This window comes from Microbacterium commune (assembly GCF_014836945.1).
GTDB lineage: Bacteria > Actinomycetota > Actinomycetes > Actinomycetales > Microbacteriaceae > Microbacterium > Microbacterium commune.
The window spans coordinates 1,350,560-1,364,788 of record NZ_JACSPX010000001.1 but is presented as its reverse complement, the minus strand read 5'-3'; the positions used below and the strand labels follow the sequence as shown (position 1 = coordinate 1,364,788).

Genomic DNA, 14,229 nt, shown 5'->3' with positions numbered 1-14,229 from the left:
ATTACTTCTTCTCGTCCTCGTCGTCCACGACCTCGGCGTCGACGACATCCTCATCGGAGGAGGCGTCGGCCGGAGCCTCGTCATCTGCGGGGGCGCCGGCGGCGGCATCCGCCTGAGACTGGGCGTAGATCGCCTCGCCCAGCTTCGTCTGCGACTCGTTCAGCTTGTCGAACGCCGTCTTCACGGCGTCGTCGTCCTCGCCGGCGAGAGCCGTCTTGAGCGCGTCGACATCGCCCTGAACCGAGGTCTTGACGTCCTCGGGGAGCTTGTCCTCGTTCTCCTTGATGAGCTTCTCGATCGAGTAGGAGAGGGTCTCGGCCTGGTTGCGGACCTCGGCGGCCTCACGGCGCTTCTTGTCTTCGGAGGCGTGCTCCTCGGCCTCGCGCACCATGCGGTCGATGTCCTCCTTCGACAGCGACGAACCGCCGGTGATCGTCATCGACTGCTCCTTGCCGGTGCCCTTGTCCTTGGCGGACACGTGCACGATGCCGTTGGCGTCGATGTCGAAGGTGACCTCGATCTGCGGGATGCCGCGGGGGGCAGGGGCGATGCCGGTGAGCTCGAAGGTGCCGAGCGGCTTGTTGTCGCGGGTGAACTCGCGCTCACCCTGGAAGACCTGGATCGCGACCGACGGCTGGTTGTCGTCGGCGGTGGTGAAGGTTTCGCTGCGCTTGGTCGGGATCGCGGTGTTGCGGTCGATGAGCTTGGTCATCATGCCGCCCTTGGTCTCGATTCCGAGGCTCAGCGGGGTGACGTCGATGAGCAGCACGTCCTTGCGCTCACCCTTGAGGACACCGGCCTGGAGCGCCGCGCCGACGGCGACGACCTCGTCGGGGTTGACACCCTTGTTGGCGTCCTTGCCGGTCTCGCGCTTGACGAGCTCGGCGACCGCGGGCATGCGGGTCGACCCACCCACGAGCACGATGTGGTCGATGTCGGACACCTTGATGTTCGCCTCGCGGATGACGTCCTCGAAGGGCTTCTTGGTGCGGTCGAGGAGATCCTTGGTGAGATCCTCGAACTTCGCGCGGGTGAGGCTCTCGCTCAGCGAGACCGGGCCCGAGTCGGTCAGCGACAGGTAGGGCAGGTTGATCGAGGCGCTCGTCGACGACGAGAGCTCCTTCTTGGCCTGCTCGGCGGCCTCCTTGAGGCGCTGCAGGGCGATCTTGTCGCTCGAGACGTCGACGCCGGTGGTCTCCTTGAACTGCTTGATCAGGTAGTCCACGACGCGCTGGTCCCAGTCGTCGCCGCCGAGGCGGTTGTCACCGGCGGTCGAGCGCACCTGGATGGTCGAGAAGTCGTCGTCCTTGCCCACCTCGAGCAGCGAGACGTCGAAGGTTCCGCCACCGAGGTCGAAGACCAGGATGAGCTCGTCCTCCTTGCCCTTGTCGAGGCCGTAGGCGAGCGCGGCCGCGGTGGGCTCGTTGATGATGCGCAGCACGTTGAGGCCCGCGATCTCACCGGCCTCCTTGGTGGCCTGACGCTCGGCGTCGTTGAAGTAGGCGGGAACGGTGATGACGGCGTCGGTCACGGTGTCGCCCAGGTACGACTCCGCGTCGCGCTTGAGCTTCTGCAGGATGCGCGCCGAGATCTCCTGCGGCGTCCACTTCTTGCCGTCGACGTCGAACGACCAGTCGGTGCCCATGTGGCGCTTGACCGACGCGATCGTGCGGTCGACGTTGGTGACGGCCTGGCGCTTGGCGGTCTCGCCGACCAGCACCTCGCCATCCTTGGTGAACGCGACCACCGACGGGGTGGTGCGGAAGCCCTCGGCGTTGGCGATGACCTTGGGCTCGCCACCCTCGAGGACGCTGACGACGGAGTTGGTGGTTCCGAGGTCGATACCGACAGCACGTGCCATGTGTTTCTCCTTTGTATTGGTGAAAGTCTGCGGACGGCTCAGATGTCGAACCTGAGTCGTGATGACTCAAGTGTAAACCCGCAGTCGAATGCTGTCAAAAAGAAGTTGACATGACTCGACTCAGGTTTACGTGGAAGACGCGGCATTTCGCTCTTTGACGCCGCGCGCGACGCATCCCGACCGCCCGCTCTAGAGTCACCCGCATGACCCGTCCCACCCTGCTCGCCGTCTCGCACGGCACGGACGACCCCGACGGGGCGCGTTCGATCGCCGCTCTCGTCGCACGCGTGGCCGAGCGCCTGCCCGACGTCGACGTGCGCGCGGCCTTCGTCGACGTGCAACAGCCCGATGCGGCGAGCGCGCTGGCGGCGATCGACGGGCCGGTGGTGATCGTGCCGCTGCTGCTCTCGCAGGGCTTCCACGTGCATCACGATCTGCACGGGATCGCCGTGCACAGGGCGGACGCCGTCGTCACCGACGCGCTGGGGCCCGATGCTCTGCTCGCGGAGGTCCTCGCGATGCGGCTCGCCGGCATCGCCCGCCCGGAATCCCCGCTCGTGCTCGCCGTCGCGGGGTCGCGCGACGAGCGCTCGGTCGCCGACGCCGAGGGGATGGCCGCGCTGCTGCGCGCCCGCACGGGCCGCCGTGTGGATCTCGCGTACCTCGCCGCCCGGCATCCGGATCTGCCGACGGCGCTGAGCGCCGCCCCGGATGCCGTCGTCGCGACCTACCTGCTCGGACGCGGGTTCTTCTTCGATCTCGCGGTGCGGAAGGCGGGCGCGCACCCGATCACGCCGCCGCTGCTCGACGATCTGCAGTCTGATCAGGGCATCCCGGACGCGCTCGTCGATCTCGTCATCCAGCGCTACGAGACAGCTCCCCCGGCCTGACCCGGCGGAGGCAGGCGAACACGCAAGCGCAGGACGGCCCTGCCCGATGCGGACCGACCTCCGGCGGATCGCCTGCGCTCGCGCGATCCCGCGCACGCGACAGCACACTCGAGCCGATCACGCCACCCCTCTGGCGTCATGTTTCGCGTCACATGACGCTGTGTTTCGCTCCTGGTCTTTCCGTGTCATGGAAGGTTTCCGCCTCGGATCGCAGTCCGTACGTTGATCCCCAGCCATTCATCCGAGGGGGGCTCGATGTCGATCCAGCAGCCGACGACCATCCGCGGTGCGCGCACCCGCACCAGTCGCACGCCGACCAAGCCGCACGGCCAGTGGGCCGTCGACGGACGCGAGCCGCTGAACACGAACGAGGAGATCAAGCTCGCCGACGACGGACTCAACGTGCGCGAGCGCATCGAGACGATCTACGCCCAGGGCGGGTTCGCGAGCATCGATCCGTCCGACCTGCACGGGCGTTTCCGCTGGTGGGGGCTGTACACCCAGCGCAAGCCCGGCATCGACGGGGGCCGCACCGCTCAGCTCGAGCCGCACGAACTCGAAGACGAATACTTCATGATGCGGGTGCGCATCGACGGCGGACAGCTCACCACCCAGCAGCTGCGCGTGATCGGCGAGATCTCGACGGAGTTCGGCCGCGACATCGCCGACATCACCGACCGGCAGAACGTGCAGCTGCACTGGGTGCGCATCGAGGACGTGCCCGAGACCTGGCGTCGCCTCGAAGCGGTCGGGCTGAACACCACCGAGGCCTGCGGCGACGTGCCGCGCACCTTCCTCGCCTCGGCCGTGGCCGGCATCGCCGAGGACGAGCTCATCGATCCGACACCGCAGCTGCGCGAGATCGTCGACCGCTACCTCGGCGACCCGAGCTTCTCGAACCTGCCGCGCAAGTACAAGACGGCGATCACCGGGCATCCGAGTCAGGACGTCGTGCACGAGATCAACGACTGCTCGTTCGTCGCCGTCGAGCACCCGGATCTCGGTGTCGGCTACGACCTGTGGGTCGGCGGCGCCCTCGCCGCGGTGCCCCGCCTCGGCGAGCGGCTCGGCACCTTCGTGCCGCCGGAGCGGGTGGCCGAGGTGTGGTACGGCGTCACCAGCATCTTCCGCGACTACGGCTACCGCCGGCTGCGCAACAAGGCGCGGATGAAGTTCCTGCTCGCCGACTGGGGCACCGCGAAGATGCGCGACGTGCTCGAGAGCGAGTACCTGGCCTCCCCGCTGCCCGACGGTCCGGCCCCCGCCGAGCCGGTCGGCGCACCCGACCACGTCGGCGTGCACCGGCAGAAGGACGGCCGGTTCTACATCGGCGCCGCGACCACGGTCGGCCGTCTCTCCGGCACCACTCTGACGCGTCTCGCCGACCTCGCCGAGGCGAACGGATCGCAGCGCGTGCGCCCGACGGTCTTCCAGAAGATCCTCGTGCTCGATGTGCCGGAGGACCGCGTGCCGCACGTCGTCGCCGGGCTCGACGAGCTCGGTCTGCCATCGCGCCCGAGCCTGTTCCGCCGCGGGACGATCGCCTGCACGGGCATCGAATTCTGCAAGCTCGCGATCGTCGAGACGAAGGCGAACGCCGCGCAGGCGATCGACCAGCTGGAGCAGCGCCTGGCCGAGCTCGAACCCGAGATCGGCCAGACCATCACGCTGCACGTGAACGGGTGCCCCAACTCGTGCGCGCGCATCCAGACGGCCGACATCGGGCTGAAGGGCCAGCTCGTCATGATCGACGGCCAGCAGGTTCCCGGCTATCAGGTGCATCTCGGGGGTGGCCTGGCCACCGAGGGGCGCGCCGAGGCAGGCCTCGGGCGCACCGTGCGCGGGCTGAAGGTTCCGGCCGACGGCATCGCCGACTACGCGGAGCGGGTGATCCGCCGCTACCTCGCCGACCGATCCGAGGGCGAGAGCTTCGCCACGTGGGCGCACCGCGCCGACGACGAGGCGCTGCAGTGAGCACCGCACGACGAGGGTCGCTGAGCCTGCCGCAGGGGCGCCGCCCTGCGTCCGAGCTGCGCGCGCTCGCCGAGCGCGGCAACGCCGAGCTGCGCAGCCGACAGCCTGACGAGGCGAGCCCGGCCGAGGTGGTCGCGTGGGTCGCGGCCAACATCGCCGTCTCGCAGGTCGCCGTCGCGTGCTCGATGGCGGACGCCGCCCTCCCCCACCTCGTCTCGCAGAGCCTGCCCGGGGTCGACGTGCTGTTCCTCGACACCGGCTACCACTTCCTCGAGACGAGGTTCACGCGGGACGAGGTCGCGTCGCGCCTCGACGTGATCGTCGTCGACGTGAAACCCGCGCAGAGCGTGCGGGAGCAGGATGCCGAGTTCGGCACCGACCTGTTCGCCCGCGACCCGGGCCTGTGCTGCGCGCGCCGGAAGGTCGAGCCACTGCACCGGGCCCTCGGCGGCTACGAGGCGTGGTTCACGGGCGTGCGCCGCGACGAGGCGCCCACGCGCGCTGAGACGGAGCTGGTCGTGTGGGACGAGCGCAACGGACTCGTGAAGGTGAACCCGGTCGCGGCGTGGAGCTTCGACGACCTCACCGCGTACAGCGCCGCGCACGATGTGCCGGTGAACCCCCTGATCGCGAACGGGTACCCGTCGATCGGCTGCGCGCCGTGCACGAGGCCCGTCGCCCCCGGCGAAGACCCTCGATCCGGCCGCTGGGCCGGGCTGACGAAGACAGAATGCGGGCTGCACGTATGAACGCCACGAATCCGGAGACCACCACGCGTTTCGCCTCGCTCCGCTCGCTCAACGACCGGGAGGTCGAGCCCACCCGAACCCTGAGCACCCTCGACCTGCTCGAGGCGGAGGGCATCCACATCATCCGCGAGGTGGTCGCCGAGTTCGAGCGACCCGTGCTGCTCTTCTCGGGCGGCAAGGACTCGGTGGTCGTGCTGCACCTCGCAGCCAGGGCGTTCGCGCCAGGGCGGGTGCCGTTCCCCGTGCTGCACGTCGACACCGGTCACAACTTCCCCGAGGTCATCCGCTTCCGCGATGAGACGATCGCCCGTCTCGGCATCGACCTCGAGGTCGCGCGCGTGCAGGATTATATCGACGACGGCCGGCTTCTCGAGCGCCCCGACGGCACGCGCAACCCGCTGCAGACGCAGCCGCTGCTCGACGCGATCGCCGCCGGTCGCCACGACGCGGTCTTCGGCGGCGCACGCCGCGACGAGGACAAGGCGCGCGCGAAGGAGCGCATCATCTCGCTGCGCGACGAGTTCGGGCAGTGGGATCCGCGCAACCAGCGTCCCGAGCTGTGGAGCCTGTACAACGGCCGGCACCTGCCCGGCCAGCACGTGCGGGCCTTCCCGATCTCGAACTGGACCGAGCTCGACATCTGGCGCTACATCGAGCGCGAGGGCATCGCGCTGCCGCCGCTGTACTACGCGCACGAGAGGGAGGTGTTCCAGCGCTCGGGCATGTGGTGGGCGGTGGGCGAGTTCTCGCAGCCCCGCCCCGACGAGCAGGTCGAGCGTCGCACGGTGCGCTACCGCACGGTCGGCGACATGAGCTGCACCGGTGCGGTGGAGTCGGATGCCGCCGACACGGCGTCGATCGTCGACGAGGTCGCCCGCACGACGCTCACCGAACGGGGCGCCACCCGCGCCGACGACCGCATCAGCGAGGCCGCCATGGAGGACCGCAAGAAGGACGGGTATTTCTGATGAGCACGACTCTCTTCCGGTTCGCGACCGCGGGCTCGGTCGACGACGGCAAGTCCACCCTGGTCGGCCGGCTGCTGCACGACGCGAAGGCGATCCTCGCCGACCAGCTCGACCAGGTCGCCGCGACCTCGCGGGCGCGCGGTTTCGCGCACGGGGCCTTCGACTTCGCGCTGCTCACCGACGGCCTGCGCGCCGAACGCGAGCAGGGCATCACGATCGACGTCGCGTACCGCTACTTCGCCACCGACCGGCGCAGCTTCATCCTCGCCGACTGCCCAGGGCACGTGCAGTACACCCGCAACATGGTCACCGGAGCGGCCACCGCCGACGCGGTGATCGTGCTGGTGGATGCCCGCAAGGGCGTGGTCGAGCAGACTCGGCGCCACCTCGCCGTGGCGTCGCTGCTGCGGGTGGCGCACGTGATCGTCGCGGTGAACAAGATCGACCTCGTCGGCTTCGATGAGCAGACCTACGTCGACATCGAGCTCGAGGCGCTGCGCGTGGCGGATGAGCTGGGCATCTCCGCCGTGCGCGTGCTGCCCGTCTCCGCCCTCGAGGGCGACAACATCGTCGACCGGTCAGAGCGCACCCCGTGGTACCGCGGCGAGACGCTGTTCGAGCTGCTCGAGACGCTGCCGGTGCGCACCGACGCCGATGCCCCGCTGCGGCTGCCGGTGCAGCTCGTGCTGCGACCGCAGGGCGGGCTGTCGCCCGAGATCGACGCCGACGACGCGGAACGGCTGCGGGACTTCCGCGGCTTCGCCGGGCGGATCGCCGCCGGCGCCGTCTCGGTCGGCGACCGCGTGCAGGTGCTGCCTTCCGGGCGGGTCACCGAGGTCACCGGCGTGCACGTCGCCGGAGCCGACACCGGCGCCGCCGGCGTGCGGCAGTCGGTGACGGTGACCCTCGCCGACGAGATCGACGCCGCCCGCGGTGCCGTGATCGTCGCCGCGGGCTCGGCTCCCGCGCTGCGACGGGACGCCGTGGTCGAGCTGTTCCAGCTGGATCCGCGCGCGACCGCCCCCGGCGCGCGCGTGCTCGTCAAGCACGGCACCGCGACCGTGCAGGCGATCGTCGCCGAGGTGCTCACCCGGCGCGACCTCGAGACACTCGCGCACGCCGACCTGACCACGGCGCCGGATGCCGCGCTCGCCGAGAACGAGATCGGTCGGGTGCGGCTGCGCCTGGCATCCGACCTGCCGCTGGAGCCGTACGCGCAGAGCCGCGAGGGCGGCTCGCTGCTGCTGATCCATCCCGCCGACGGCGCCACACTGGCCGCCGGCACCGTCATCGACTGACCGACCGCACGTCCGCACAGCACCACGAGCCTAAGGAGGCGAAACCGTGAACATCACCCGCAGCAACAGGACCTTCACCGCACTGGGAGCCCTGGCGATGGGCCTCACCGCATTGGCGCTCGCGGGCTGCGCCCCCGCATCCGGCTCCGCGGCCGAAGGCGAGGTGGCGACCGAGCTGCGCCTGGGCTACTTCGCCAACGTCACCCACGCGCCCGCGCTGGTCGGTCTGTCGGAGGAGCTGTTCGCCGACGCGCTCGGCGACATCGACCTGACCACCGAGGTCTTCAACGCCGGCCCGGCCGCGATCGAGGCCCTCTCGGCGGGCGCGATCGACGCCACCTACATCGGGCCCAACCCGGCGATCAACACGTTCATCCAGTCCGGCGGGGCCTCGGCCCACATCATCGCCGGGGCCACGTCGGGGGGCGCGGCGCTGGTCGTGCGCGAGGGGATCGACTCGCCGGCCGATCTGAACGGCGCGACCCTCGCCAGCCCTCAGCTCGGCAACACGCAGGACGTGGCGCTGCGCAGCTGGCTCGCCGACGAAGGGTACGAGACCTCGATCTCGGGCGCCGGCGACGTGGCGATCACGCCGACCGAGAACGCGCAGACGCTGACGCTCTTCCAGGACGGCCAGCTCGACGGCGCCTGGCTGCCCGAGCCGTGGGTGTCGCGCCTGGTCGTCGAGGCCGACGCGCACGTGCTCGTCGACGAGGCCGATCTGTGGGATGACGGGGCGTTCCCGACCACGGTGCTGCTCGTGCGCGCGGACTTCGCCGACGAGCATCCCGACGTCGTCGACAAGCTGCTCGCCGGCCACGTCGCATCGGTGCGCTGGCTCGACGAGAACGCGTCCGAGGCCGACGCCGTCATCAACGCACAGCTCGAGGAGGCGACCGGCAAGCGCCTGCCCGATGACGTGCTGGCCCGTGCGCTCGAGCATGTCGACTTCACCGTCGATCCGCACGCCGAGACGTTCGAGGCCCTCGTCGCGAACGGACTGGCCGCCGGAACCCAGAAGAAGGGCTCGATCGACGGGCTGTTCGACCTGCGAGCGCTCAACGCGCAGCTCTCGGATGCCGGCGTCGACACGGTGTCGGCGGCCGGGCTCGGGGCGCAGTGATGACGACCCGCGACACCCTCGCGCCCCCGGCGGTCGCGCAGGCGCCCCTCGCGCCCAGCTTCGACGGCGTCAGCCCGCTGCCCGGCGGACGCCCGGCCGCAGCCCCGGCGGTGCGCATCTCGCACGTCACCAAGCGCTACGCCGCGGGGCCGGTCGTGCTCGACGACATCTCGCTCGATATCGCCCCCGGCGAGTTCGTGTGCCTGCTCGGGGCATCCGGTTGCGGCAAATCGACACTGCTCAACCTCATCGCGGGCCTCGAGCCGGTCACCTCCGGAGCGATCCAGACGCCCGACGGCGGATCCGCGGTGATGTTCCAGGAGTCGGCGCTGATGCCGTGGCTCACCGCTCGCCGCAACATCGAGCTGGCCCTGCGGCTGCGCGGCGTGCCGCGCGGTGAGCGCCGCACGGAGGCCGACCGGCTGCTGGCGACCGTCAATCTCGCCGAAGCCGGAGACCGGCGACCGCACGAGCTCTCGGGAGGTATGCGACAGCGCGTCGCCCTCGCGCGGGCACTGGCCCAGGATCGTCCGGTGCTGCTCATGGACGAGCCGTTCGCGGCCCTCGACGCCATCACCCGCGATCTGCTGCACGAGGAGCTCGAGCGGGTGTGGCGTGCGACCGGCCGCACGATCGTGTTCGTCACGCACAACGTGCGGGAGGCCGCTCGTCTCGGTCAGCGGGTCGTGCTGCTCTCGAGCAGGCCGGGCCGGATCGCCGGCGAATGGCGCATCCGCAACACCATCGGACGCCGCATCGAGTCGCCCGAGGTCACCGCTCTCGCCGGCGAGATCACCGCCGAGCTGCGGAAGGAGCTGGCTCGCAATGCCTCTTGAGACATCGGCCCCGTCGTCGAGCGCCGCCTCCAGCGAGCATGACGATCTGCGCACCCTCTCGACCGGCCTCGACCGACTGCAGTCCACGTCGGCGCAGGATGCGCCGCGCTGGCGCGGGATGCTCGCCAAGGCGCTGCCGCCGATCGTGCTGCTGCTCGTGCTGCTGGTCGTGTGGCAGCTCTACATCAGCGTGGCCGGCCCCCGCCCCGATAAGGCGCCGAGCCCCGCCGCCGTGCTGGCCGCCCTCGGCGACGCGTGGGGATCCGGTCGGCTGCAGCAGGCCGTGCTCACCAGCCTCGAACGCGGCGGGCTCGGCTTTCTGATCGCGATCGCGATCGGCACCCCGCTCGGCCTCGCGCTCGCGGAGTGGAAGCTGCTGCGTCGCGCGGCCGGCCCGCTGATCTCGGGCTTGACCGTGCTGCCCTCGGTGGCGTGGGTGCCCGCCGCGATCATCTGGTTCGGTCTGACCGACGCGACGGCGTACTTCGTCATCCTGATGGGTGCGATCCCGTCCATCGTGAACGGGCTGCTCTCGGGCATCGACCAGGTGCCGCCGCAGCTGCGCAGGGTGGGCACCGTGCTCGGCGCCAGCCGCTGGCAGCTCGCCACCGCCGTCGTGCTCCCCGCGTCGCTGCCCGGCTACGTCGCCGGACTCAAGCAGGGCTGGGCGTTCTCGTGGCGATCGCTGATGGCCGCCGAGATCATCACCATGGGCGGCTCGATGGGATTCGGCCTGGGAACCCTGCTCAACCAGTCGCGCGAGCTGGCGGATCTGGCCAGCGTGCTCGGCACCATCATCCTCATCCTCACGATCGGCATCGTCATCGAGCTGGTGGTCTTCGGGCCGCTCGAGCGCCGGATGCTGCGCAATCGCGGCCTGCTGCTGGGAGGCACCTCATGACCGGAACAGCGACCCCTGCCGGAACCGTGACCCTCGTCGGCGCGGGTCCGGGTGATGCCGGCCTGCTCACCCTGCGCGGCCTGCGCGCTCTGGAGAAGGCCGACGTGATCGTCGCCGACCGGCTCGGCGCACGCAGCGTGCTCGCCCAGCTGCACGCGGAGGGCGCGGTCATCGCCGCCGAGGTGATCGACGTCGGCAAGCTGCCCGGCCACCACCCGGTGCCGCAGGACGGCATCAACGAGCTGCTCGTCGAGCTGGCGCGGGCCGGCCGCGAGGTCGTGCGTCTGAAGGGCGGGGATCCGTTCGTCTTCGGCCGCGGCCGTGAGGAGCAGCTGTTCTGCGAGGCCGCGGGCATCCGAGTCGATGTGGTGCCCGGCGTGACCAGCGCCGTCTCGGTGCCGGCGATCGCCGGCATCCCGCTCACGCACCGCGGCGTCGCCGCCTCGTTCAGCGTCATCAGCGCGCACGACCAGATCCAGCCCGGCGGGTCGGTGAGCACCTCGGGCGCCGACCACACGCTGGTGCTGCTGATGGGCGTCAGCACGCTCGGGCACTCGGCGCACGTGCTGGCCGCCGGCGCGCGCGGCGCCGACTGCCCGGTCGCGATCATCGAGGACGGCTACGGCAGCGCAGAGCGCGTGACCGTCGGGACGCTGAGCACCATCGCGCAGCTCGCCGCCGCCGCGCAGGTGCGCTCGCCCGCTGTGGTGGTGATCGGCGAGGTCGTGCGGCTGAGTCCGCTCGCCGCGTCGCTCGCGCCCGCGGCGGCCGATGTCGAAGACGCCGACCCGCCGGCATCCGGATCACCGCGCCGGCGGGGGCGCTCGCGTCTGGCCGCCGCACTCGACGCCGGACTCGCGGTCGACACCGGCCTCGTGCGGGCGATCGACACGAGCATCCGCTCCCCCCATTCCACCCCATCTCGAAAGGTCTCCCTGTCATGACCCTCTCCACGCTGCGCGTCGCGATCGTCGGCGCCGGACCGGCCGGCATCTATGCGGGCAACCTGCTGGCTCAGTCCGTCGACGCCCTTCGGCGGGCCGAGGGACCCGCGTCGATCGACGCGGTCGAGATCGACCTGTTCGAGTCGCTTCCCGCCCCGTACGGGCTGATCCGCTACGGCGTCGCGCCCGACCATCCCCGCATCAAGGGCATCGTCACCTCGCTGCACGAGATGCTCGACGCGTTCCCCGAGCCCGGCGCCGCACGCCGCACCATCCGCTTCATCGGCAACGTCGAGGTGGGGCGCGACATCGCTCTCGACGAGCTGCGCGAGCGCTACCACGGCGTGATCCTCGCCACCGGTGCGCTGCGCGACGCGACCCTCGACATCCCCGGTGTCGACCTGCCGGGCTCCTACGGGGCGGCCGACTTCGTCGCCTGGTACGACGGGCATCCCGACGTGCCGCGCACGTGGCCGCTCGAGGCGGCGTCGGTCGCGGTGATCGGCAACGGCAACGTCGCACTCGACGTGGCGCGGGTGCTCGCCAAGCACGCGGTCGACCTGCGCACCACCGAGGTGCCCGACAACGTGCTCGCCGGTCTCGAGTCGTCCGCCGTCACCGACGTGCACGTGTTCGGTCGCCGCGGGCCGGCCGATATCAAGTTCACCCCGATCGAGCTGCGCGAGCTCGGCGAGGTGCGCGACGTCGACATCGTGCTCTACGACGAGGACTTCGAGGGCGTCGATCCGACCGCCGCGCCGAACAACCAGCTGAAGGTCATGCTGCGCACCCTGAACTCGTGGCGCGGACGGCCGTCGACGGGTGCGTCGCGGCGGCTGCACCTGCACTTCTGGCACGCGCCGATCGAGATCACCGGCGACGACCGCGTCGACGGCGTCCGATTCGCGCGCACGGCCCCCGACGCAACCGGCACCCCGGTGCCGACCGGGGAGGTGCGCGACTACGACGTGCAGGCCGTGTACCGCGCGATCGGCTACTACGGCACGCGGGTGGAGGGCGCGGATTTCGACGAGCGCCGCGGCGTCGTGCCGAACGTCGAGGGCCGGGTGATCGGCCAGCCCGGGCTGTACGCGACCGGCTGGATCAAGCGCGGCCCGGTCGGGCTGATCGGACACACGAAGTCGGACGCCCTGGAGACCGTCGGGCACCTCCTCGCTGACGCGCAGTCGGGGGTGCTCACCGATGCCGCCGCACCTGGGTCCCTGGGCGGCTCGCAGGGCGACGTGCTCGACCTGCTCGACGACCGCGAGACGGCGTACACCACGTGGGACGGCTGGCAGGCGCTGGATGCCCACGAGCGCGCGCTCGGCGAGAACCACGAGCATGTCCGCGAGCGCGTGAAGGTCGTGGCGCGCGATGAGCAGGTCGAGATCTCACGGCCGGGGGTGCTGACCCGATGACCTACGTGATCGCGCTGCCGTGCGTGGACGTGAAGGACCGCGCGTGCATCGACGAGTGCCCGGTGGACTGCATCTACGAGGGCGAGCGCTCGCTGTACATCCATCCGGACGAGTGCGTGGACTGCGGCGCCTGCGAGCCGGTCTGCCCGGTCGAGGCGATCTACTACGAAGACGACCTGCCCGAGGAGTGGGCCGACTACTACAAGGCCAACGTCGAGTTCTTCGACGAGATCGGCTCCCCGGGCGGCGCATCGAAGGTCGGCGTCTACGACGTCGACCACCCCCTCGTGGCCGCGCTCGCGCCGCAGGGCGCGTCGACGAGCTCGGGGGGCGCGGATGACTGACTACGACGTGCTCATCGTCGGCGGCGGGCCCGCGGGGCTGTCGGCCGCGCTGAACCTCGGGCGATCCCTGGCCCGCGTGCTCGTGGTCGACGCCGACCGGCCGCGCAACGCCGCGACGCTCAACTCGCACGGCTTCCTCACCCGCGACGGGGTGCCGCCGTTCGAGCTGCGGCGCATCGCCCGCGAAGAGCTGGCCGCGTACCCGAACGTCGAGATCCGCTCCCGAGTGCGGGTGGGCGCGCTGACCAGGACGGATGCCGGATTCGCTGCCGGCATCGGGCGGCGCGACCCGTCGGAGCAGGTGACGGCCCGGTCGGTGCTGCTCGCGACCGGGCTGCGCGAGACGCTGCCCGACGTGCCCGATCTGCGCGGCTTCTACGGGATGAGCCTGTTCAGCTGCGCGGCGTGCGATGCGTGGGAGCTGCGCGGGCGCAGCCTGGCCCTGATCGGCGAATCCGCCGACCTCGCCGACCGCGCGAGGCTGGTCGCGCACTGGACGCCGCAGCTGACCGTGTTCACGAACGGCTCCGCCGCGGTGAGCACCGCCGAGGAGGCGGAGCTCGCGACGGCGGGCGTGCCGGTCGTCCGCTCGCCGATCGTCGAGCTGACCGGTGAGCGGGGCCGCATCGCGGCCGTGCGCACCGCCGACGGCGAGGAGCGAGCGATCGACGGCGGGTTCGTGCGTCCGGAGTGGGAGGCGGATCTGTCGTTCCTCGACGGGATGCTGCCCGAACGCGACGACGACGGGCATCTGGTCACCGACCGGTCGGGGCGCACGAGCATCCGCGGTCTGTATGCGGCGGGCGATGTCGCGGCCCCCGGGCCGCAGCAGCTGATCGTCGCGGCCGGCGCCGGTGCGCGGGTCGCGGCGGTGATCACGCACGACGCGATCGGCGTCGCCACCGCGCACTGACCGCGGG

At 71.0% G+C, this 14,229-nt stretch carries 13 protein-coding genes; 12 read left to right on the top strand and 1 reads right to left on the bottom strand.

All coding sequences use genetic code 11. The annotated features are described in order from the left end of the window. Position 1: 1 nt before the first annotated feature. Positions 2-1,861 (bottom strand): molecular chaperone DnaK, encoded by a 1,860-nt coding sequence (gene dnaK / locus H9633_RS06320; RefSeq protein WP_071641916.1) that lies wholly within the window; start codon positions 1,859-1,861, stop codon positions 2-4. Positions 1,862-2,064: 203 nt separating this feature from the next. Between dnaK and H9633_RS06315 the strand changes: the two genes are divergently transcribed. The 12 genes from H9633_RS06315 (at position 2,065) to H9633_RS06265 (ending at position 14,222) form a co-directional block, all read left to right on the top strand. Beyond that, positions 2,065-2,751 carry a sirohydrochlorin chelatase gene (locus tag H9633_RS06315; RefSeq protein ID WP_191712483.1) on the top strand — a complete coding sequence of 229 codons (687 nt, stop codon included), beginning with the start codon at positions 2,065-2,067 and terminating at the stop codon, positions 2,749-2,751. A 255-nt stretch (positions 2,752-3,006) separates the two neighbouring features. Beyond that, positions 3,007-4,725 carry a nitrite/sulfite reductase gene (locus tag H9633_RS13015; RefSeq protein ID WP_225211053.1) on the top strand — a complete coding sequence of 573 codons (1,719 nt, stop codon included), beginning with the start codon at positions 3,007-3,009 and terminating at the stop codon, positions 4,723-4,725. Continuing rightward, positions 4,722-5,474, top strand: coding sequence for a phosphoadenylyl-sulfate reductase (locus tag H9633_RS13010; RefSeq protein WP_318247209.1), 753 nt, complete (start codon positions 4,722-4,724; stop codon positions 5,472-5,474). The genes H9633_RS13015 and H9633_RS13010 overlap by 4 nt, the downstream gene beginning before the upstream one ends. After that, positions 5,471-6,442 (top strand): sulfate adenylyltransferase subunit CysD, encoded by a 972-nt coding sequence (gene cysD / locus H9633_RS06305; RefSeq protein WP_083428839.1) that lies wholly within the window; start codon positions 5,471-5,473, stop codon positions 6,440-6,442. Before H9633_RS13010 ends, cysD begins: the two co-directional genes overlap by 4 nt. Then, a complete protein-coding gene (locus tag H9633_RS06300) occupies positions 6,442-7,740 on the top strand; it encodes a sulfate adenylyltransferase subunit 1 (protein WP_071644996.1) in 1,299 nt (432 codons plus the stop codon). The genes cysD and H9633_RS06300 overlap by 1 nt, the downstream gene beginning before the upstream one ends. A gap of 97 nt (positions 7,741-7,837) precedes the next feature. Next, positions 7,838-8,863, top strand: a complete 1,026-nt coding sequence (locus H9633_RS06295) for an ABC transporter substrate-binding protein (RefSeq protein WP_083428842.1) — start codon at positions 7,838-7,840, stop codon at positions 8,861-8,863. Beyond that, positions 8,863-9,699, top strand: coding sequence for an ABC transporter ATP-binding protein (locus tag H9633_RS06290; protein WP_083428840.1), 837 nt, complete (start codon positions 8,863-8,865; stop codon positions 9,697-9,699). The genes H9633_RS06295 and H9633_RS06290 overlap by 1 nt, the downstream gene beginning before the upstream one ends. After that, the gene (locus H9633_RS06285; RefSeq protein ID WP_191712482.1) at positions 9,689-10,600 is read left to right on the top strand and encodes an ABC transporter permease; all 912 of its coding nucleotides are present in this window, start codon (positions 9,689-9,691) and stop codon (positions 10,598-10,600) included. The genes H9633_RS06290 and H9633_RS06285 overlap by 11 nt, the downstream gene beginning before the upstream one ends. Further along, complete coding sequence (cobA, locus tag H9633_RS06280; protein ID WP_083428841.1) at positions 10,597-11,544, top strand: uroporphyrinogen-III C-methyltransferase; 948 nt, start codon at positions 10,597-10,599, stop codon at positions 11,542-11,544. The genes H9633_RS06285 and cobA overlap by 4 nt, the downstream gene beginning before the upstream one ends. After that, the gene (locus tag H9633_RS06275; RefSeq protein ID WP_191712481.1) at positions 11,541-12,965 is read left to right on the top strand and encodes an FAD-dependent oxidoreductase; all 1,425 of its coding nucleotides are present in this window, start codon (positions 11,541-11,543) and stop codon (positions 12,963-12,965) included. Before cobA ends, H9633_RS06275 begins: the two co-directional genes overlap by 4 nt. Continuing rightward, positions 12,962-13,309, top strand: coding sequence for a ferredoxin (fdxA, locus tag H9633_RS06270; RefSeq protein WP_071644999.1), 348 nt, complete (start codon positions 12,962-12,964; stop codon positions 13,307-13,309). Before H9633_RS06275 ends, fdxA begins: the two co-directional genes overlap by 4 nt. Further along, positions 13,302-14,222, top strand: a complete 921-nt coding sequence (locus tag H9633_RS06265; RefSeq protein WP_191712480.1) for an NAD(P)/FAD-dependent oxidoreductase — start codon at positions 13,302-13,304, stop codon at positions 14,220-14,222. The genes fdxA and H9633_RS06265 overlap by 8 nt, the downstream gene beginning before the upstream one ends. Positions 14,223-14,229 lie beyond the last annotated feature (7 nt).